At 45.8% G+C, this 19,895-nt stretch carries 19 protein-coding genes and 1 other annotated feature; of the genes, 15 read left to right on the top strand and 4 right to left on the bottom strand.

Annotated features, from left to right (window positions below):
• The first annotated feature begins 856 nt into the window (after positions 1–856).
• The 14 genes from hisJ (at position 857) to RXV91_RS11275 (ending at position 12,436) form a co-directional block, all read left to right on the top strand.
• Complete coding sequence (gene hisJ / locus RXV91_RS11340) at positions 857–1,693, top strand: histidinol-phosphatase HisJ (protein WP_316439937.1); 837 nt, start codon at positions 857–859, stop codon at positions 1,691–1,693.
• Between the two features lie 58 nt (positions 1,694–1,751).
• Positions 1,752–1,983: a binding site (T-box leader), on the top strand.
• Between the two features lie 179 nt (positions 1,984–2,162).
• Entirely contained in the window at positions 2,163–3,314 is a 1,152-nt protein-coding gene (gene hisZ, locus RXV91_RS11335) for an ATP phosphoribosyltransferase regulatory subunit (RefSeq protein ID WP_316439936.1), read from the top strand.
• Positions 3,307–3,963 (top strand): ATP phosphoribosyltransferase, encoded by a 657-nt coding sequence (gene hisG / locus RXV91_RS11330; protein ID WP_275090866.1) that lies wholly within the window; start codon positions 3,307–3,309, stop codon positions 3,961–3,963. The genes hisZ and hisG overlap by 8 nt, the downstream gene beginning before the upstream one ends.
• Positions 3,963–5,252 carry a histidinol dehydrogenase gene (gene hisD, locus RXV91_RS11325; protein WP_316439935.1) on the top strand — a complete coding sequence of 430 codons (1,290 nt, stop codon included), beginning with the start codon at positions 3,963–3,965 and terminating at the stop codon, positions 5,250–5,252. The genes hisG and hisD overlap by 1 nt, the downstream gene beginning before the upstream one ends.
• Before the next feature lie 74 nt (positions 5,253–5,326).
• A complete protein-coding gene (gene hisB, locus RXV91_RS11320) occupies positions 5,327–5,911 on the top strand; it encodes an imidazoleglycerol-phosphate dehydratase HisB (protein WP_316439934.1) in 585 nt (194 codons plus the stop codon).
• On the top strand, positions 5,912–6,538 hold the full coding sequence (gene hisH, locus RXV91_RS11315; RefSeq protein ID WP_316439933.1) for an imidazole glycerol phosphate synthase subunit HisH: 627 nt from the start codon (positions 5,912–5,914) through the stop codon (positions 6,536–6,538). It begins immediately after the preceding gene.
• Positions 6,519–7,238, top strand: coding sequence for a 1-(5-phosphoribosyl)-5-[(5-phosphoribosylamino)methylideneamino]imidazole-4-carboxamide isomerase (hisA, locus tag RXV91_RS11310; protein ID WP_316439958.1), 720 nt, complete (start codon positions 6,519–6,521; stop codon positions 7,236–7,238). The genes hisH and hisA overlap by 20 nt, the downstream gene beginning before the upstream one ends.
• Positions 7,232–7,990 carry an imidazole glycerol phosphate synthase subunit HisF gene (gene hisF, locus RXV91_RS11305; RefSeq protein WP_316439932.1) on the top strand — a complete coding sequence of 253 codons (759 nt, stop codon included), beginning with the start codon at positions 7,232–7,234 and terminating at the stop codon, positions 7,988–7,990. Before hisA ends, hisF begins: the two co-directional genes overlap by 7 nt.
• On the top strand, positions 7,987–8,313 hold the full coding sequence (hisI, locus tag RXV91_RS11300) for a phosphoribosyl-AMP cyclohydrolase (protein ID WP_316439931.1): 327 nt from the start codon (positions 7,987–7,989) through the stop codon (positions 8,311–8,313). Before hisF ends, hisI begins: the two co-directional genes overlap by 4 nt.
• A 174-nt stretch (positions 8,314–8,487) precedes the next feature.
• On the top strand, positions 8,488–8,808 hold the full coding sequence (gene hisE, locus RXV91_RS11295; RefSeq protein WP_316439930.1) for a phosphoribosyl-ATP diphosphatase: 321 nt from the start codon (positions 8,488–8,490) through the stop codon (positions 8,806–8,808).
• Positions 8,809–8,819: 11 nt separating this feature from the next.
• Positions 8,820–9,890, top strand: coding sequence for a histidinol-phosphate transaminase (gene hisC / locus RXV91_RS11290; RefSeq protein ID WP_316439929.1), 1,071 nt, complete (start codon positions 8,820–8,822; stop codon positions 9,888–9,890).
• A 185-nt stretch (positions 9,891–10,075) separates the two neighbouring features.
• Entirely contained in the window at positions 10,076–10,639 is a 564-nt protein-coding gene (locus RXV91_RS11285) for a sugar O-acetyltransferase (RefSeq protein ID WP_316439928.1), read from the top strand.
• A gap of 166 nt (positions 10,640–10,805) precedes the next feature.
• Positions 10,806–11,579 carry a TerC family protein gene (locus tag RXV91_RS11280; protein ID WP_316439927.1) on the top strand — a complete coding sequence of 258 codons (774 nt, stop codon included), beginning with the start codon at positions 10,806–10,808 and terminating at the stop codon, positions 11,577–11,579.
• Positions 11,576–12,436, top strand: coding sequence for an NAD(P)-dependent oxidoreductase (locus RXV91_RS11275; protein ID WP_316439926.1), 861 nt, complete (start codon positions 11,576–11,578; stop codon positions 12,434–12,436). The genes RXV91_RS11280 and RXV91_RS11275 overlap by 4 nt, the downstream gene beginning before the upstream one ends.
• Before the next feature lie 1,183 nt (positions 12,437–13,619).
• Here RXV91_RS11275 and RXV91_RS11270 read toward each other — a convergent pair.
• The 4 genes from RXV91_RS11270 to trpX all read right to left on the bottom strand — a co-directional run bounded on the left by RXV91_RS11270 (position 13,620) and on the right by trpX (position 17,921).
• On the bottom strand, positions 13,620–14,975 hold the full coding sequence (locus RXV91_RS11270) for an FAD-dependent oxidoreductase (RefSeq protein WP_316439925.1): 1,356 nt from the start codon (positions 14,973–14,975) through the stop codon (positions 13,620–13,622).
• Positions 14,976–15,248: 273 nt separating this feature from the next.
• On the bottom strand, positions 15,249–16,031 hold the full coding sequence (locus RXV91_RS11265) for an ABC transporter ATP-binding protein (RefSeq protein ID WP_021732698.1): 783 nt from the start codon (positions 16,029–16,031) through the stop codon (positions 15,249–15,251).
• Positions 16,018–16,926 carry an ABC transporter permease subunit gene (locus RXV91_RS11260; protein WP_316439924.1) on the bottom strand — a complete coding sequence of 303 codons (909 nt, stop codon included), beginning with the start codon at positions 16,924–16,926 and terminating at the stop codon, positions 16,018–16,020. The genes RXV91_RS11265 and RXV91_RS11260 overlap by 14 nt, the downstream gene beginning before the upstream one ends.
• Entirely contained in the window at positions 16,923–17,921 is a 999-nt protein-coding gene (gene trpX / locus RXV91_RS11255; protein ID WP_316439957.1) for a tryptophan ABC transporter substrate-binding protein, read from the bottom strand. Before trpX ends, RXV91_RS11260 begins: the two co-directional genes overlap by 4 nt.
• Positions 17,922–19,017: 1,096 nt before the next feature.
• Here trpX and RXV91_RS11250 point away from each other — a divergent pair.
• A complete protein-coding gene (locus RXV91_RS11250; RefSeq protein WP_316439923.1) occupies positions 19,018–19,893 on the top strand; it encodes a homoserine O-succinyltransferase in 876 nt (291 codons plus the stop codon).
• Positions 19,894–19,895: the final 2 nt, after the last annotated feature.

Here is a 19,895-nt window from a genome sequence, read left to right as displayed (position 1 = left end):
AGGTGCGAGTTGGCGTAAGCTTACTGAGTTAGTGCGTCCTACGCCGACTTCCAGGCATTTCTGCCAATTGCTGGAACGCGGCGGACACAGATTTAAGCCGCAACCCACGTCTTAAATACTGGTCTTCCACGCCTTAATGCCATATTGGTGAAACGTGTTCAGGTCAGACTGAGACTGAACCTCACACTCTTGCAGCGCTGAGCATTGACCAAAACGCCTTCCAGTCGGGATAGTGTTCGAATGGCAGACATGAACGTACCCAACTTTTGATGGCTTGATTATTACTTTTCTCAAACGGTAATCTTGTCATCAAACTGTCAGACTGATAATACTATTGTGATAGTGTAACGATGTCTAAGTCGCCATGCTTAGTATTGGAATAGCTAAAATGGACGATAACAGCTTAACGTTTAATTGAAGTGCCAGTATCAAGATATTCAATAACTAATTGTGCCAAGATAGGTGGTCGTTCATATGCCATTCGAGCGGCTTACCGAACGTAGGGGCTGGGTGACAATGCTCAGTAGCCAAATTATTCTTAGCTGGAAGTGAATTTCTTCCGGCTTAGAATAAGACTCGTATTTGAGATGACGCGGGTTGGGCGTTAGCTCAAATCGACGTCGGCTGCGTTCCAGCAATTGGCACCCAGCCCCGGAGGTCGGAATAGGACGAGCACGTGCTGACGAACAGGAATCCATCTAGTTGGCACGTTTTAATCATGATTAGTGATGACTGGCACAATAGGATAGCGGTGTTTGAACATGTGACCGGATCGGACTGAACATCATCGCCGATGTTTGCTTAAATTATAAAAGTATGGTTGAATAAGCATAATTTATGAGAGGGTGATGAGGATATGTTAATGGATGGGCATACTCACACGGAATTATGTCCGCATGGAAGCGGTGAAGCAACGGATAAGATGGTGCAACGGGCGATACAGTTAGGCATGCAACGTTACTGCATTACGGAGCACGCACCGTTGCCACCAGCATTTCGTAACCAGTATGAAGGTACGCTGGCCGGTTATACCGAGGCGTCATTGCGGTTGGATCAAGTCGACGATTATTTGGCATTAGCCAACGAACTGAAAGTCAAATATGCTGGGCAGATCGAGATTTCAGTCGGCTTTGAGGTTGACTTTTTGCCTGATCACGTCGCTTGGACGCGCGATTTTCTGAATACGTACGGTCCACAGACGCAGGAAAGTATTTTATCGGTGCACTTTATGCGTGGCCGGCATGACCATTTTTGGCCAGTGGATATGTCGACCGATGATTTTTCAGCTGGCTTTGGTCAATGGTTGTCAACACCACAACAGGTCTTTGAGCACTATTATCAGACGGTCTTAGCTTCAATACAGGCTGACTTGGGCCCATACGCTCCTCAGCGAATTGGTCATATGAGCTTGGTCCGCAAATACCAGGACTACTTTAATTTGAACGAGCCATTGGATGCGAACAACCTTGAATTAGTTGATCAGATTCTAGCATTGATAAAGCAACAGCACCGGCAGTTGGATTTGAATTTAGCTGGTCTTTACAAACCATTTTGTAATGATTTTTATCCGGGTGAGCAGATTCTGAATCGGGCGCAAAAGCTTGGTATTCCAATGATCTATGGGTCAGATGCGCATGATATTGTTAGTGTTGGTCGCGGTTATCATCTCATAAAAAAATTAATTAATGGTTGACAGCTATCAGGTTAGTGACTACAATGAATATTAAATTAAACGACTAATCAAATTTTAATAAACGGTTGTGATTAGAACAAGTAGTTAAGGCTTCCTCATCCAGAGAGCTCGGATAGCTGAGAACCGAGCAGACAGACTTAATGAACACACATCTATGAACTGCTAGGGTGAATCAGTCTCATTAGCCTTAGCCGAATTGGTTTCGTTATCCAAGTTGACTTGATCAACATGAGGTCTACCGTGCGAGCGGTGGATGAAATAAGGTGGAACCACGCGAAAACGTCCTTTTAGCAAATTGCTAAGGGGGCGTTTTTTTTAGTTCCAACTTGCTCTTGTGATAAGCCAGCATCATGGAACGGTAAGCCGCTCCGGGTAGCATGTAAGTTTTTAGTTAATATGTTTGATAGATAATGGTATAAATTAATTTGATTAGCTTTAAAAAATAACGACGTTTTAGGAGGCGTAAATTATGTTGAAACACTTATTACCATTAGGAACTCGTGATGAATTTGGTCGGCGAGCTCGTACTAAGCAACACTTGATCGCGGTGATCCAAGCCCATTTTAAGCAACGGGGGTTAGCGCCGATTGCAACGCCGTTATTAGAGAACGAGGCGGTATTCGAACCTTACCAGATGGGGCGCTACCAGTTATATCGGTTGTTTAGCAATAATGGTCGGACGCTAGTTTTGCGGCCCGATATGACCTTACCAGTGGCCCGCTTCATTAGTGCGACCAACGTGCCGTTACCTCAAAAATTCGGTTACGTTGGTGATATCTTCCGGGTGAGTCGACAGCTATCGGGCTCGTATAACCAGATCACGCAAGCTGGGGTTGAATTGGTCGGCTACGCGTCGCTAAAAGCTGAATTTGAATGCTTGACGATTGCTAATCAGCTTTCAAGTGAACTGATTGCGGATGCTGTCGAAATCGAGTTAGGAGACGCCCAATTTGCACAACGGGTCGTAGCGAGTTTGACAGACGATACAACTGAACAGCAAGCGATTTTGACTGCGCTGTTTGATAAGCAGGTTCCCCGTTACACGAGTTTGATTGGCAAGTATCGCACGCAACCACTTTATGGTTTTCTCCAGGCGTGGCCACGGTTGTTCGGTCGACCAGAACGTATCTTTCAAGAATTAGCGTCCGCACCGTTACCCGCTACAGTTCAGCCGAGTCTTAAACGGCTACAAACGGTTGTTACTTGGATGCAGCAGACGATGCCAGAACAAGCCATTTCAGTGGATTTGAGTAGTCAGGCCCCGCAAAAATATTATACTGGGCTTACTTTTCGGGGGTATTCACAAGCGGGCGCGGGCTACTTGTTTAGTGGCGGACGTTATGACAAATTGCTGACAAACTTTCAGGCTGAAGCTGAACCAGCCGTGGGTATGGGCCTCAATGTTGACCTATTAACGACCTTAGCGACTAATCAACAAACCGCCTATGCGGAACAGTTGATCTATTTTGAACCTACCCAGTGGGCACAAGCCGAAGCCTACTTGGCAAAGCAATCGCACGCCATTTTGAGTTTAGCTGATGATTTGGCAGGTGCGCGCATCGAAGCACAACGTTTGAATGCCCAACTGATTGATTTAACTGGAGGTGTGACCAATGACTGAAACGCGATTGAAGATTGCTTTGACTAAGGGGCGCGTGGAACAACAAGTGCTGCCATTACTTGAACAGGCTGGGTTGGATTGTACCCAAGTTCGTAACAAGCAACGTCGATTGATTTTTGATTCTGAGACGCAGCCCTATGAGTTTATCTTGGCAAAGGGTCCCGATGTGACGACCTTTCTCGAACGAGGTGCTGCCGATATCGGAATCGTTGGAAGTGATATTCTGACGGAACACGAGAGTACCCAATACGAACTTTTAGACTTGGGCGTTGGCCAGTGCCAATTCGTACTTGCTTCCACTGCTGACTTTGATCCGGTTGCACCACGACGGAAAATTATTGGGACTAAGTACCCGCTGATTACCCAACGCTATTTTGATCGTTTGGGTCAAGACGTTGAAATCATCAAGATTGAGGGGTCAGTTGAATTGGCTCCGTTGACCGGGCTAGCCGATGCCATTGTGGATATTACTGAGACCGGAACCACGATTCGGGAGAATCATTTACAGATTTATGACTATCTACAACCTGTGTCGACGCGGTTAGTAGTCAACCGGTTGGCTTTAAAACAACAGCAAACCGCCATCTTTGATTTAGTTGACCGGTTAGCCGCAGTTGTCAATATGAATAATCCAAAGGAGTTTGTCTAATGAAAATTATTAATAAAGATTTAGCTAGTTTAAAACGCTTAGTTCAAACTAAGACCCAGCAATTGACAGACCTGAAAGTTGAATCAGCCGTGCGAGATATCATCGCTAACGTCATTGAAAAGGGAGATGCGGCCGTTAAAGCCTATGAAGCACAATTCGATAACGTCGATGTGACGGATTTTAAATTGTCACAAGCGGTGATTGACGACGCTTATGCGAACTTAGATTCCCAAGTAAAGGACGCCTTGTTGTTAGCAAAGCGTAATATCACGAGTTTTCACGAAAAAGAAAAGGCGACGGGGTTCATTGATGCGGAACAACCCGGGGTCCTTCGCGGGCAAAAACTGTTACCGCTCAAGCGGGTCGGATTATACGTTCCCGGTGGCACGGCCGCATATCCGTCAACGTTACTGATGAGTGCGTTGCCTGCTAAAATCGCTGGTGTCAACGAAGTCATTATGGTCACACCTCCGCAAGTAGATGGGATCAACCCGGCTGTGTTGGCCGCAGCCAAAATCGCTGGCGTCGACGCCATTTATCAGGTCGGTGGTGCTCAAGCGATTGCGGCTTTAGCTTATGGGACAGAATCAATTCCAGCAGTTGACAAGATTATTGGGCCCGGCAATATCTTTGTGGCCACTGCGAAAAAACAAGTCTTTGGTCAGGTGGCAATCGACATGGTTGCTGGTCCGTCAGAAATTGGCATCTTAGCTGATGATTCCGCCGACCCGCGTCAATTAGCAGCTGACTTACTGAGCCAGGCCGAACATGATCGGCGCGCTCGGCCGATCTTAATTACGAATAGTACTGACTTGGCGCAGGCCGTTAGTGACAACGTGACGTCGCAGTTGAAAGTTTTACCACGTGAAGCGATTGCCACGAAAGCGGTCAACGAAAAAGGGTTTATTGCCGTCGTTGCGAAGGTTGAAGAAATGTTTGACTTGATGAATACAGTGGCGCCTGAACACTTGGAAGTACAATTGAAGAATCCGACCCAGTATTTGAATCTAATCAAAAATGCTGGTTCCGTCTTTCTAGGTCGCTACGCTTCCGAGCCACTCGGCGACTATGTGGCTGGCCCAAACCACATCTTACCAACCAGCGGAACAGCGCGGTTCTCATCACCACTTGGTGTCTATGATTTCGTTAAGCGGACGTCTTTTATCCAATATACTAAGGATGCGTTGGCGAAGGAAGCCCCAGCGATTACCACGTTAGCGCGGGTCGAAGGTCTGGAAGGCCACGCACGGGCGATTGAGAGTCGTTTCGATACTTATTATGATGATTAATGTTTCAAAGACCAAGTTGCTACTGACTGCCGAAATAGTCAGTAGTGGTTTTAGTAGATGAGGAGGAAATGAATATGCGACAAGCAACGATTAAGCGTGAAACACAGGAAACTCAGATTGAAATCAGTTTGAATTTAGATGAGCAGAGTGGTATCGAAATTGATACTGGGATTGGTTTTTTGAACCACATGTTGAACTTATTTGCAAAGCACGGACGCTTTGGATTAGTGGTGAAATGTCACGGTGATCTGGATGTTGACCCCCATCATACGACTGAAGATACGGGAATCGTGCTTGGTGAATGCTTTAAGCAGGCGCTGGGTGATAAGCAGGGAATTGAACGGTACGGGACGGAATTTGTCCCCATGGATGAAACATTGGGGCAAGTCAGTGTCGATCTAAGTGGGCGTTCTTACTTAGTCTTTGATGCTGAACTCACCAACCCGCGGCTCGGTGGGTTGGATACTGAAACAGTTGAGGATTTCTTCCAGGCCGTCGCTTTCGCTGCCGAAATGAATTTGCATGCACGGATCTTGTATGGCCGTAATACCCATCACAAAGTTGAAAGTTTGTTCAAAGCGTTCGGCCGGGCAATGCGGGCGGCCGTCACGATCAATCCTGATATTCAGGGGGTCAACTCCACGAAGGGTGTGATTTAAATGTTTGCGATCGTCGATTATGATACGGGCAATACTCGTAATCTGAAGAAAGCTTTTGACTACCTGCAAGTGCCAACCGTTTTAACGGCTGACCCGCAACAATTAGCGGTCGCCGATGCGATCATTTTACCCGGCGTAGGGGCTTTCGCAGCGGCAATGGCTGCTTTGAAAGAACGACGACTAGTTAGCGTATTAAAGACATTAGCGCAGAATGGTAAGCCCATTTTGGGGATTTGTCTGGGCATGCAACTGTTGTTTGAGAGTAGCTCAGAATACGGTGAGCATTCGGGTCTGGGGTTGTTAAACGGCCACGTTACTGCTCTGCCAACGGACTTGAATGTCAAAGTCCCACAGATGGGTTGGAATCAGAATGAACTCCAGCGTTCTGACAGTCCCTTTGCCAGTATTGACGCAGCTTATACTTACTTCGTTCATTCGTACTACGCGGTTTGCCCGGCAGCTGAAATTGTGGCGACGGTCCAACACGGCGTCCAGGTCCCAAGTATCGTCCAGCGGCAAAATGTGATTGGCATGCAGTTTCACCCGGAAAAGAGTGGGCAAGTCGGACTGAAACAACTAGCAGCTTTTAAGGAAATGGTGAGTGCAAATGATTTTTCCAGCAATTGATTTACGAGCCGGTCAGAGTGTCCGGCTCTACCAAGGTGATTTTAAACAAGCAACGTTAATCAATTCTGACCCTGTCGTTCAAGCCCAACATATTAACGCGGCGGGCTTGCAGCAACTACACATGGTTGATTTAGACGGTGCCAAGTCTGGTCGTCCTGAAAACTTAGCGACGATTACGGCGATTCGGCAGGCGTTTACCGGTACGATTGAGCTTGGCGGTGGCATTCGCACTTACGAGCTTGCGACCGGTTATCTCAAATTGGGGATTGACCGCTTGATTCTAGGGTCGGTTGCGTTGACTGATCCACAACTGGTTAAACAGTTGCTAAGTGAGTTTGGTGGCGAACGAATCGTGATTGGGTTGGACGGAACCAACGGCTATGTGGCAATCAAAGGCTGGTTGGAGCAGTCGCAGACCAAGATGAGTACGTTAATGAAGACGATGACCGTAAGTGGTGCCAAGCATTTTATCGTGACGGACGTTGCACGTGATGGCACGATGCAGGGGCCGAACCTCGCGTTGTATCAAGAATTACAAGCCCAAGTGCCCACGGCCAACTTGATTGCCAGTGGTGGCGTTCGAAATTTGACCGATGTTCAAGTCTTACAAGCTAGTGGGTTTAAAGATGTCATTATTGGTAAAGCCTTAGCTGAAGGCGGCGTGACACTGGCTGAGTTGGCGGGGGTGACTAAATGTTAGCAAAACGAATTATTCCTTGTCTGGACGTTGCCGATGGACGGGTTAAGAAAGGTGTTAATTTTGTGAACTTGACCGATGTTGGTGATCCAGTTGCGATTGCAGCAGCTTACCAACAACAGGGTGCTGATGAATTAGTCTTTTTAGATATTGCGGCTACTAATGAGCATCGTGAGACCATGGCGACAATGGTGGAACAGGTCTCAGCTCAAGTCTTTATGCCCCTGACGATTGGTGGTGGCATTAGTAGTGTCGCGGATATGCAACGGATTCTGCGAGCAGGCGCTGACAAGACTGCTATCAATTCTGCGGCAGTAGCCAATCCGGAACTGATTCGTGCTGGGGCCGAGAAGTTTGGCAATCAGTGTATAGTTGTTGCGATTGACGCGGCCTGGGATGCAATGGCTGGCAAGTATCGCGTGTATACGCATGGTGGTCAGCAGGTGACCGACCTCGATGCGGTGGCGTGGGCTAAGCGGGCAGTAGCACTGGGCGCTGGTGAATTGTTGGTCACTAGCATGGATCGTGATGGCACTAAAGCAGGTTTTGATACTAAGTTGTATCAGATGTTAGGGGCGGCCGTTAAAGTTCCCATTATTGCGAGTGGTGGTGCGGGTAATTTACAAGACTTTGTAGATGTTTTTGAGACAACCCCAGTTGATGGTGCGCTGGCCGCCTCTGTCTTCCACTTTGGCGAGTTAACGATTGCGGATGTTAAAACGAGATTACGCGAGCGAGGAGTGGGTGTACGATGACACCAGATTTTGAGAAGGGTGCTGGCTTGTTGACAACGGTCGTCACGGATGCGGATACGAAGGATGTCTTGATGGTTGCGTGGATGAATGCTGAAAGTTATCAACGAACAGTGACGTCAGGCCAAACGTGGTTCTGGTCACGGTCACGGCAAGAATTATGGCACAAAGGCGCTACGAGCGGTAACTTGCAAGATGTCGTCAGTATGACGTTGGATTGTGACCAAGATACTTTATTGGTTACAGTTCACCCACACGGTCCCGCTTGCCATACGGGACATACGAGTTGTTTCTTTAACCCGGTTGAACTAGGAAATGAAGCTTGAGTCCTGCTGATGCTAGACTGTTACGATTGACTTCATCGTCTGTGGGCTCTGGCCCTCAATAGGGGTTAATCCGCTAAAAAGGTCACTCGCGACGATGGGGTGGTATTTAACCGCAGATAGGTTTCGACTCTTATTAATTGATTAATATATTTATAGAAGAAAGTGGTGTCGAATATGCAAAACATGGAAGAACTATATGAACTGATCAAACAACGAAAGGCAACGCCTAAGAAGGGGTCCTATACAGATTATTTATTTACTAAGGGGCTTGATAAGATTTTAAAGAAGGTTGGCGAGGAATCGACCGAAGTCATTGTGGCGGCCAAAAACCCCGGTGATGATGAACTAACTTATGAGACGGCTGATCTGTTATATCACGTTTTGGTGTTATTGGTTGAACGGGGGGTTAGTTTTGATCAGATCAAGCAAGAATTGGCTAAGCGTGAAGGTAAGATGAGCGAATATAAGGATCGGCCCGAAATTAAGAACTTATAGGAGGTAGCCGAATGAAAGCTAGTATTGAACAGTTAGAACCCTATGTGCCCGAAAAGCCGTTGGCGACCCGCCAAGCAGAGTTAGGCTTGACAAAGCTAGTCCGATTATCAGCTAACGAAAATCCGTATGGGACATCGCCAAAAGTGGCGACTGCCGTCAAAAATTGGGATTTTACGCAGAGTAATCGTTATCCAGATGCGGACGCGCAGGCGCTACGACAAGCAGTAGCAAAGCAACAAGGAATTGCCCCGGCTAGTATTGTCTTTAGTGTTGGCCTCGACGAGATGATCGTGATGTTATCACGGACATTTTTAGCTACTAGCGATCAAGTACTGGTGTCTGCACCAACCTTTTCGGAATACGGTTTACATGCCGAAATCGAAGGAGCTCAATTAGTCAGTGTGCCAACTCTGGCTAATGACCAGGTGGATTTTGCGGGCTTGGTCAAGGCGATTACGCCACGTGTTAAGATGGTTTGGCTGTGTAACCCGAATAATCCGACTGGCACAGTGGAATCATTAGCGGATATTGAAACATTTATTCAGCAAGTACCGACGGAGACAATGGTCTTGATTGATGAAGCTTATATCGATTTTACACCAGACGTAGCGCAAGTGACGGCCATGAAGTTACCGACCAAATACCCTAACGTGGTTGTGATGCGGACATTTTCCAAGGCATACGGTCTAGCTAACTTTCGAATCGGGTACGCCGTTTTTAATACCAAATATGCCGCAACGATGCAAACTATTCGGCTTCCATACAATGTGAATTCATTGGCTCAAGTGGCAGCCCTGGCGGCAATCAATGATCCTAATTTTGTGCAACAAACGGTCCAAAAAAATGCGACGGAACGAGTTAAGTGGATGGCATTCTTTGATGATCAGGGGGTCACTTACGACCAATCCGGCGCGAACTTCATTTTCTTCAAGTATCCGAATGCGCTGCAATTAGCTGACTATTTATTGCACCATGGCTATCTGATTCGCACTGGGTTACGGCCAGAGTGGTTACGACTAACCATTGGAACGGCCAGCGATAATCAGCAACTTCAACAATTAATTCGTGATTTTAAGGCCTAGAATTGGCGCAAAGAAACCTGAGTAATCGGTTTCTTTTTTTGTTGTCCTAACTGCTGAACAAATTCGAGACAGTTGGTCCGAAAGGATAGTTGCCAATAACACCTGCTAAACCATTAACTCAAGTGTTGACTTTGACGCCACTCTAAGCAGTAAAATTAGGGTGATAAAATATAGGAGGGACAACAATGTCAGAATTAGATAAATTAGCAGCCGGGGAATGGTATCAATTTAAAGATGTTGAGGTGGCCGCTCAAAAAGCGCGGGCTGCCAAATTATGCCAAGAGTTCAACCAGATCGATGCAACAAATCCAGATGCGCAAACTGCCAAGATTCAAGAGATTCTTGGCAGTTACGGTCGCAATCTTTCCGTTCAAGCAGACTTTAATTGCGATAATGGTCGTAATATTCACGTTGGCGATAATTTTCTTAGTAATTATAACTTAACTATCTTGGATATCGCGCCGGTTCATATAGGGGATAACGTGATGATTGGCCCCAATGTTGATATTTATACGGTCAATCACCCGTTGACGGCTAGTGGTCGACGCGCTAACTTGGCCCAGGGTCATCCAGTTACGATTGGTCATGATGTTTGGATTGGGGGTAGAGCGGTAATTACCCCCGGCGTGACGATTGGTAATAATGTTGTGATTGCGGCTGGAGCAGTTGTTACTCATGACATACCTGATAATACGTTGGTGGCCGGGGTACCAGCAAAAGTTATTCGACAATTAGAAAAAGAAAGGTAGCAATCTGCTGGCTTTTTTGGCACTTATTTCACTCATTGGCATGATGAGTCGTAAATACGACGAAAATAAGGTTTATTTTTGAAAATTGGTCCGCGTAAGCGGCACCAATTATTTTTACAGGTATACTTAGATTAACAAACTAATATTAAGAGAAAGAGGATGCCGTTTGTTACATTTAATCGAACAGTTGTATGGACCCTTCTTCAGTGCGGCTAACTGGGGTAACGTCATCACATCTGCTAATGATTGGTTGATTATTTTATCATTAGCGATTATTGAATGTTTGCTCTCAGTTGATAATGCCGTTGTCTTGGCAGCGCAAACACAGAGTTTAGATAATTTACAAGAACGTGAAAAATCGTTATTCTATGGTTTATGGGGAGCCTACGTGTTTCGATTTCTGATTATTGGTATTGGCACATATTTGATTAGTTTTTGGGAGATTAAAGTGTTAGGTGCGGCTTACCTAGGGTACTTGGTTTATCGGTATTTTAGTCAGCCGAAAAATGGGGTTACGGTGGCACAGAAACCGAAGAAACAACGACGCTTCTTTGGCTTGAGCAATTTTTGGTCAGTTGTGATTCAAATTGAAATGATGGATATTATTTTTTCAATTGATTCGGTATTAGCTTCATTAGCCATTTCTGATAATCCAGTCATCGTATTGATTGGTGGAATGATTGGGATTGCTTGCATGCGCGGGATTGCTGAAGTAATCATGCGATTAATGCGTAAGATTCCTGAACTGGAAACGATGGCATACTGTTTGATTGTTTTGATTGCCATTAAATTGTTTATTTCAATTCCTGTCATTGGTTGGGATATTCCCGCAACGGCCTTTGGTGGGATTGTATTAGTAGCATTTATGATCACGCTCCTGATTCATTTTTGGCGACTTCGCCGCAATGAACAGCGCGTAGAAGGAAAGGTGCGTAAATGATGAAATTAGGTTGGATTGGTACCGGCGTCATGGGGGCAGCGATTGTCCGCAATCTGATGGCGGCTGGCTATGACGTGACGGTTTATAATCGAACAAAAAGTAAGGCGGATGCGTTAGTTGCGGTGGGGGCCACTTGGGCGGATACGCCGGCTGCCGTGGCACAAATGAGTGACGTGGTCTTCACCATGGTTGGGTTTCCACAGGACGTTGACCAAGTTTATTTTGGCAATCACGGGATTTTCAGCGGCTTGGCTGCTGGGAAAACAGTGATTGATATGACGACGAGCCAACCCAAGTTAGCCGTTAAAATTGCGACTTACGCGCGTGAACATGATATGCACGCCTTGGATGCACCCGTGTCCGGTGGTGATATTGGTGCTCGAAATGCCACCCTGACGGTGATGGTCGGTGGTGATGTTGCTACTTATGAGGCGATGCTACCGTTATTCAACGTGCTTGGGCACAAGGTCAATCATTTTGGTGATGCTGGTACCGGTCAACATGCCAAGATGGCTAATCAGATTATGATTGCAGGGACGATGACTGGGTCAACTGAAATGTTATTGTATACCAAGGCAGCCGGTCTTGATCCAGAAAAAGTCTTGGCAACGTTATCCAGCGGTGGTGCCGACAACTGGAGCATGGATAATTACGTGCCTCGGATTTTGAAGGACGATTATACGCCGGGCTTCTTTGCACGTCATTTTCTCAAGGATCTGCGGATTGCCTTAAGTGAAGCGGACGCGATGGGGCTTAATCTGGTCGCGACGGCGCAGGCTAAACGACTGTATGAAGTGATGGTCGATGTCAAAGGCTTGGGTGATCAAGGAACCCAGGGATTGATTAATATTTATTAGTGCGTGGCCGACTTGATGAAAGTCGCTCAAACATTATATATTTATTGAAATAATAGTTATCAAGGCGGGGATTCAGCGAGTTTAATCTTTCTGAATCCCCGTCTTTTATTAACATGATACACATGATGCGAGTTAATTTGTCATGAATCGTGATTAAAACGTGCCAGTTGTGTAAGTTCAAAAGCAGCCAGCTTAGGTCCGCTGGAAAACGTGCGAGTTAGCGTAAACATGCTTTGATGGTTCGTCCTAAACCGACCTCCAGGCATTTTTGCCAATTGCTGGAACGCGGTGGGCACAGATTTGAGCCGCAACCCATGTCTCAAATACTGGCCTTCCACTAACCAAGCAAAGAACGCTTGCTAAGTGGAATTTCACCGCTGAGCATTGGCAAAAATACCTTCCAGCCGGGACAGTGTTTGAATGACAGATATGGATGTACCCAATTTTTGATGGATTGATCGTTATTCTTCTCAACCGATAATCTTGTTATTTGTCTGTGAGACAAGAAATGCGATTATGCCAGCTCAACTATGTCTAAATCGCGATGCTTAGTATTGGAATGGCTAAAATGATCGACGTCAACTTAACGCTTAATCGAAGCTCCAGTTTCAAAATAACCAACAACCAATTGTACCAAGTTAAGTGATCGTTCATCAGCCATACGAGCGGCTTACCCGAAACGTGTTCGGTGCCACTGAAGCCTGTGCTTGCTACACCAATGGACTAATGCCAAACCACATTAATCCGTTGGCTAGGCACAACCCGTGGCCCTCACAGGCTTGAGACTGGAGGGGCTGGGTGACAATGCTCAGTAGCCAAATTATTCTTAGTCGGAAGTGGTCTGCTTCCGGCTTAGAATAAGACTCGTATTTGAGATGACGCGGGTTGGGCGTTAGCTCAAATCGACGTCGGCTGCGTTCCAGCAATTGGCACCCAGCCCCGGAGGTCGGAATAGGACGCACACCGGCTGACGAACAGTAAACTAACTGGCACGTTTTAATCACGATTGATGCTCAGTAATAACTTAGTACAACGTCTAGCATGGTGTTTCATGAAATGATATCTGAAAATAAACTTGTTACACTGTCAATTCTGATGACTGGCATTGAAAAACGGATTCTTCAGCGATGTGTGGCTGAGGGATCCGTTTGATGTTTCATGGCTTAATTAAGGCCTAATTGATTTAGTTTAAGGTTGCGGCTGCTTTTTGGGCAGCGACGTTGATGATGTTCCAAGGACGGTCAAAGCCTGGTTGGAAGAAGAAGTCCGTGTAAGCTAAGTCAGCAACAGTCAGTTTAGCTTGAATAGCCACTGAGATGGCGTTGATGTTAGCAGTAACATCGTACTTCGACATGATTTGCGCACCAAGCACGCGACCATCAGTTGGGTCAAAGGTCAATTTGAACCAAACCTTGGTGTTGCCAGCGTCTTCAGAGACAAACTTAGGCCGAATGGTATCGGTGACTAACACGGATGCTGTCTTGACGCCCAGTTTATCAGCGGTACCTTCTTTAATACCAGTGGAAGCAAAGTGATAGTCAAAGACGGAAAGTGCGGATGAACCAGAAACGGCGGGCATTGGGACATTTTCGCCAAGTAAGTTCTTAGCGGCAATTCGACCTTGCCGACGAGCGTTAGTGGCTAACGCAATGCGGTTATCCTTGCCAGTAGGGGCAAATGGGACTAAGGTCGCGTCCCCAACGGCGTAAATGTCAGTGTCACTCGTTTGGAGATGGTCGTTGATCTTGATCAAACCGTGATCATCCAAGTCGACAACGCCCTTCAAGAAGCCAGTTGCTGGCCGAATTCCGGCGGCGGTTACGACTAGGTCAGCTGGATATTCGCCTTGGTCGGTCACCACTTTGGTGACGTGGCCATCAACGCCTTCATACGATTTAATACCTTGGCCAACGGCGGCATAGATGCCGTGATCGGCCATCGTATTAGTCAAGATATCCGTGAATTCTTGATCAAGATAAAGGCTGAGTAAACGTGGTAATAAGTCGATAACCGTGACGTGCATGCCGGCTTTAGCAAAGACTTCAGCCGCTTCGATACCGATATAACCGGAGCCAATGACAACCACATTCTTAACGCTAGGGTCAACGGTCTTGGCCTTTAATTTGATGGCCCAGTCGCGTCCACGCATTGCGTAGATGTTGGCTAAGTCATGGCCGGGTACTGGTAGGTCAAATGGTACTGCGCCGACACTTAGGACTAGCTTGTCATAAGCTTCATCACGTTCGTCACCAGTGGCGTGGTCAATGACGTGCACACTGTGACTAGCAGGGTCGACCTTACTAATTTCACTATTTACAAAGACGTGAACGCCTTGGGCTTGCATGCCAGCAGGCGTGGCATAGCTGACGGCGTTAACGTCTTTAACGGTACCTTCGAGGTATAACTGCATCCCGCATGAGAGGAATGACAGAAAATCGCCTTTTTCGTACCATTGAATTTCCGTATCTGGTTGAGCGGCTAAAATACCGCGAACCGTTTCATAACCACCATGAGAAGAACCAACGACAATAACTTTCATAATTGTAAAGCCTCCAAATTTTAGTTTAGAACTGTTCTAAATAGAATATAACACGAACTAAGTTTGTCGACAAGGGTAGTTTGTAATTATTCTAAATTATCAACTAGAAATGGTTGTGCATGTCGACACCACTCAGTTTAGAAATATTCTAGTTAGAATATAGCACTAAAATAAATTGTTCACAACTAAAACGGTTACAATTAGCTGTAAAAAAAGCACCCAATCATCAAAAAATTGATGACTGGGTGTCAGTATTAGCAGGTTAGACTTAATTTATTCAATAATATCGAAGAAACTTAACAGTTTTTCCTTTGTTAGTTGTGCTTTTTCCGCATCACGAACATCGTACTTGATTTGGCCCTGATCAAGGACAATCAGGCGGTTACCGTACTTAAGTGCGTCATCTAAGTGATGTGTAATCATCAAACAAGTTAGTTTTTCTTCTGTAACGCGCTGATTAGTTTGCGTCATAAGCTGGGCGCTGGTTTTGGGATCAAGGGCGGCCGTGTGTTCATCTAATAACAAGAGGTCGGGACGCTGTTCAGTTGCCATTAAAAAGCTCAGCGCTTGTCGTTGACCACCAGATAGATTTTCAGTCGCGGTATTGAGTCGCTCAGAAAGACCGTTGCCGTCCATGGTTTCTGTCAGGGCCTGGAAGTGTGGCAGATGCTTTTTTAATTGCCGTAATTTCAACGTACGCCGTTTGCCACGTTGACTAGCGAGCAGTAAGTTTTCGGCAACGGTCATTCGTGGTGCGGTCCCCATTTTAGGATCTTGGAAGACCCGCGCCAGGAAGGCCGTCCGTTTTTCAACGGAAAGTCGGGTAATATCGTGATCTCGTAATTGGATGGTGCCACTATCAACGGGTAATTCACCACTGATCGTATTAAAGAGGGTCGATTTACCAGCACCGTTGGAACCGAGGACGGTAATAAAATCCCCGTCATAGACGTCTAGGTTGAGTCCCCGCAAGATTTTAACCTCATTCGGGGTTCCGGGATTAACTTTAGTGACGATGTTTTTTAATGATAATAATGGAGCGTTATTGTTCGTCATAACGGGCCACTCCCTTCTTCAAAACATGACTAAGGTGTAAGACTTTATTGAATTGAGGCAGCATCAGGCAGATAGCCAAAATCAATGCGGATAATAAATTCATATCGTTGGTGTTGAATCCCAATTGGAGGACTAATAAGCGCACGAACTGGTACAAGATACTACCAAGTGTGACCGCAACGAGTCGTTGGTTCAATGTCAATTCGCCAAAGACGACTTCACCGATGATGATCGAAGCTAGTGCGATTACAATAATCCCAATCCCCATGCTAACATCGGCATAACCGTTATTTTGGGCAATCAGCGCGCCACCAAGGCCAATGATGCCGTTGGAGACCATTAAGCCCATGATAGTCATGTTGTCGGTATTGATACCAATTGAACGGGCCATCTCACGATTGTCACCAGTGACAATGAAGGCTTGACCGAGGTTAGTCTGCAAAAAGACAATTAGTAGCACGGTAATGATACTAATGACAACGAGGCCAACAAAGACGCTGTCAAAATACTTAGGTAATGATTCTAAAAAGTAATTAGAAAAAATGGTTTGTTTGCCAAGTAGTGAGACGTTGGAGCTGCCACCCATAATGCGTAAATTGATTGATAAGCACGCGGTCATCACCAGAATACCAGCTAAGAGAATTGGCACTTTACCCTTGGTATAAAGTAGGCCGGTTACCAGTCCAGTAATCGCGCCTGCAACGAAGGCTAGCAGGGAAGCGGTGATGGGTCCCATTCCATGGCTGATTGCCATGACGGCAGTTGCTGCGCCGAGCGGGAAAGTACCTTCAACGGTCATGTCAGGAAAGTCAAGGATTCGGAATGTCAAAAATAATGCGACGCCAAGGGTAGCCCATAAGAGACCCTGGCCAATGCTTGATACGATCATACTCATTTGTAAATAACCCCTTTCGTCTTGGCTTCTTTAATAACACTAGCAGGGAACTTGATGCCGAGTTTTTTAGCTTCACTCAAATTGATGGTCATCTTACCCTTAGTAATCACTTTGATTGGGTAATCACTCGTTGCTTTACCTTTCAAAACTTTAGCAGCCATTTCTCCGGTTAGCTTACCAAGTTGATATTGATCAACGGATAAGGTTGCGAGGCCGCCCGCTTTAACCATCGTATCAACGGCCGGAATAACTGGAATTTTAGCCTTGTTTGTTACGGAGACAAGGGTCTTCATGGCGCTAGCAACACCATTGTCTTGGGGCGCGTAAACGGCATCAACATTAGCGGCCATCGTTTCAGCAACTTGTTGCATGTCGTTCGTGTTCGCAATCGTGTATAACTTGTACTTCACGCCTGCTTGTTTACAAATTCGAGCAAACTTTTTGGCATTATATTCACCACCGTGATCTGACGTGGTATAGATAATGCCGATTGTTTTAGCGCTTGGCACTAATTTGCGTAATAAATCTAAGTGTGATTTCAGAGGTGATTCGCCTGAAGTCCCAGTAATGTTAGCACCTGGATGCTGATCACTTTTGATGAGACCACTACCAGATGGATCGGTGATTCCCGCTAGCATGACAGGAGTTTGTTTGTTCGCCGCTGAGGCAAGTGCTTGTGCTGCGGGGGTGGCAATCCCAACTGTTAATGTCGCGTTTTCATTCATGAATTTCTGGCTCATCGTTTTCAGGTTACTCTGATCGCCTTGTGCGTTTTGATAATCAATCTTAACGGTTTTACCAGCGACGTAGCCGTTTTCTTTTAAACCTGCGACCACGCCTCGATGAATCGCATCGAGGGCGGGGTGGGTCTGAAGCTGAAGAATGCCAACTGTTGGCACTTTCTTTGTACTGGTCGTTTTCGTAGCGGTAGTTTTGCCAGTCATAACAAAGGCTACCCCTAGAAAGACGATCAGGGCACTAATAAATGCAATCATACGTTTCAATCTAATCACCTCAAAAGATTTCTTAAGTTCGGGCAAGTTCAAAGCCAATAAAAAAGGGCAAACCAGTAAGCTCTGGTTTGCCCTTTACGGAACCGAAGCCTGCTGTGTTTAAAACCCATGCAGACTTCTTTGAATATCAAAGTTAGCCAGCACAGATACAAACTGTTTGCCAGATTGTATCCGTGTGGACGGTATTACAATCTGAACGGCCGGCTTTGCCATGAACTGTTCAAGTTAGTAATTGACTTTGACATCTTGGTTCCTCGCTTTCGTTATTGAATGTGTTCAGTATAGGCAAAGACGAAAAAAGTGTCAAGGATAAATTTCAACAAATATTAAAATTTGTGGTGAAAACCTTGTGATATGCGGATGCTTATAAGTTATTGGATAGCTTAAGTCCAAAACAGCTAGCTGAGTGTAAATGTGCTTAGTTGGTTCGTCCTACGCCGATTTCTAGTCGGGATGGTATTCGAGTGTCTGATAAAGATGTCCCTCAACCTCTGATGGATTGGGCGCTATTCTTTATAAACGGTCAATTTGTTATTCAGTAGTCGATTTAACAAGATAATGTACTTATTTTTAAATTAGCGTATTAGGTTGAAGTGTCCTACAATTATCACCTGGAGATCGGCCTAGGATGCGTAATTGCTGCCAAACAGGTATATGATTGTGGGTGTTCAAAGCACGGGTTCAAGTTAAAACATAACAAAAATAAAATAATAAAATGAGTTGACAATGAATAAAACTGGTGTTAAATTAGTTTTAAATTAAAAAAAGATTAAGACGCTGAAGAGAAGAGTAATCACATAACTGATTTGCAGAGAGCTTCGTGATGGTGAGAGAAGTAATCAGAAGTGCGGTGAAGATGAGCTTGGAGTCATGATTCGGGTCGTAGCGGCTACGCATGCGGTGGCAACCGATATATTGCGGGGTTTCCTAGATGTTAGGGTACTCGTCGAGGTTGTGATCGTGAGATGGCAACGAATAACGGTGGTAACGCGAAAGCTTTCGTCCGTTAGTTTCTATGTATAGAGACTAACGGACGAAAGCTTTTTTTGTTTAAGAACACGAGAGAGGAAGCGGTTAGATGACAGTCACAGCAAATAATGGCTTGTTAGCGGCACGTGGTGAGTGGAAAAATACGGATAATCAGGTCAATTCTCAGACGAAACAAATTCTAATTTTAAACCTGATGCCGACGAAGCTAACAACGGAACGTCAATTTTTGAAGCGCTTTGCGGCCGGGACAACCGATGTTGCCGTGACTTTCATGTATCCGGCAAGTCATCAGTTTAAGAGTTTGCCACAAGCGGTCATTGCCGCACATTACGTGACGTTAGCGGATATTCGAGATCGGTATTTTGATGGGTTGATCGTCACGGGCGCTCCAGTTGAAACGTTGCCGTTTGAAAGGGTCGATTACTGGCGGGAGTTACTGGTGATTATTGATTGGGCGCAACAACATGTTGGTCAGACTTTATTTGAATGTTGGGCAGCTCAAGCAGGGCTTTACGCACAGTTTGGCATTGATAAGCGGCTTGTGGCGCACAAAATATTTGGTATTTATCGTGCGACGAATACTGATGTTAAATCGCCATTGATTAACGGTCTGAGTGCTGGGGGCTTACTAAAAATGCCGCAATCACGGCACACCGCGCTGGTCATGCCCGAGCAATTACCAAATGGGTTGCAAGTTGTTGCCGACAATCCACAGGTGGGACCGCTTGTTTTGACCGCACCGCAACAGCACGCGGTTTATGTCACCGGGCATCCCGAATATGAACGGCAAACGTTAGCTGAAGAATATTTCCGTGATCGGCGGAAACACTTACCAATTCAGTTACCTGAACATTATTTTGCAACTGAACAACTAACAACGGTCGATTACAGTTGGCAGACAGCAAGCGACCGGTTGTATCAAAACTGGTTAGCAACTTTGAATTTAACGAAAGTAGGTTATTAATT

The organism is Lactiplantibacillus sp. DA1 (genome assembly GCF_032681335.1).
Taxonomy (GTDB): domain Bacteria; phylum Bacillota; class Bacilli; order Lactobacillales; family Lactobacillaceae; genus Lactiplantibacillus.
Note: the sequence above shows the minus strand (reverse complement) of the source record. Positions and strands in the feature narration are given on the sequence as shown.

Bases quoted from the DNA above. Each gene is read 5' to 3' on its own strand.
- hisJ (WP_316439937.1), top strand. From the start codon at position 857: ATGTTAATGGATGGGCATACTCACACGGAATTATGTCCGCATGGAAGC.
- hisZ (WP_316439936.1), top strand. From the start codon at position 2,163: ATGTTGAAACACTTATTACCATTAGGAACTCGTGATGAATTTGGTCGG.
- hisG (WP_275090866.1), top strand. From the start codon at position 3,307: ATGACTGAAACGCGATTGAAGATTGCTTTGACTAAGGGGCGCGTGGAA.
- hisD (WP_316439935.1), top strand. From the start codon at position 3,963: ATGAAAATTATTAATAAAGATTTAGCTAGTTTAAAACGCTTAGTTCAA.
- hisB (WP_316439934.1), top strand. From the start codon at position 5,327: ATGCGACAAGCAACGATTAAGCGTGAAACACAGGAAACTCAGATTGAA.
- hisH (WP_316439933.1), top strand. From the start codon at position 5,912: ATGTTTGCGATCGTCGATTATGATACGGGCAATACTCGTAATCTGAAG.
- hisA (WP_316439958.1), top strand. From the start codon at position 6,519: ATGATTTTTCCAGCAATTGATTTACGAGCCGGTCAGAGTGTCCGGCTC.
- hisF (WP_316439932.1), top strand. From the start codon at position 7,232: ATGTTAGCAAAACGAATTATTCCTTGTCTGGACGTTGCCGATGGACGG.
- hisI (WP_316439931.1), top strand. From the start codon at position 7,987: ATGACACCAGATTTTGAGAAGGGTGCTGGCTTGTTGACAACGGTCGTC.
- hisE (WP_316439930.1), top strand. From the start codon at position 8,488: ATGCAAAACATGGAAGAACTATATGAACTGATCAAACAACGAAAGGCA.
- hisC (WP_316439929.1), top strand. From the start codon at position 8,820: ATGAAAGCTAGTATTGAACAGTTAGAACCCTATGTGCCCGAAAAGCCG.
- RXV91_RS11285 (WP_316439928.1), top strand. From the start codon at position 10,076: ATGTCAGAATTAGATAAATTAGCAGCCGGGGAATGGTATCAATTTAAA.
- RXV91_RS11275 (WP_316439926.1), top strand. From the start codon at position 11,576: ATGATGAAATTAGGTTGGATTGGTACCGGCGTCATGGGGGCAGCGATT.
- RXV91_RS11270 (WP_316439925.1), bottom strand. From the start codon at position 14,975: ATGAAAGTTATTGTCGTTGGTTCTTCTCATGGTGGTTATGAAACGGTT.
- RXV91_RS11265 (WP_021732698.1), bottom strand. From the start codon at position 16,031: ATGACGAACAATAACGCTCCATTATTATCATTAAAAAACATCGTCACT.
- RXV91_RS11260 (WP_316439924.1), bottom strand. From the start codon at position 16,926: ATGAGTATGATCGTATCAAGCATTGGCCAGGGTCTCTTATGGGCTACC.
- trpX (WP_316439957.1), bottom strand. From the start codon at position 17,921: ATGATTGCATTTATTAGTGCCCTGATCGTCTTTCTAGGGGTAGCCTTT.
- RXV91_RS11250 (WP_316439923.1), top strand. From the start codon at position 19,018: ATGACAGTCACAGCAAATAATGGCTTGTTAGCGGCACGTGGTGAGTGG.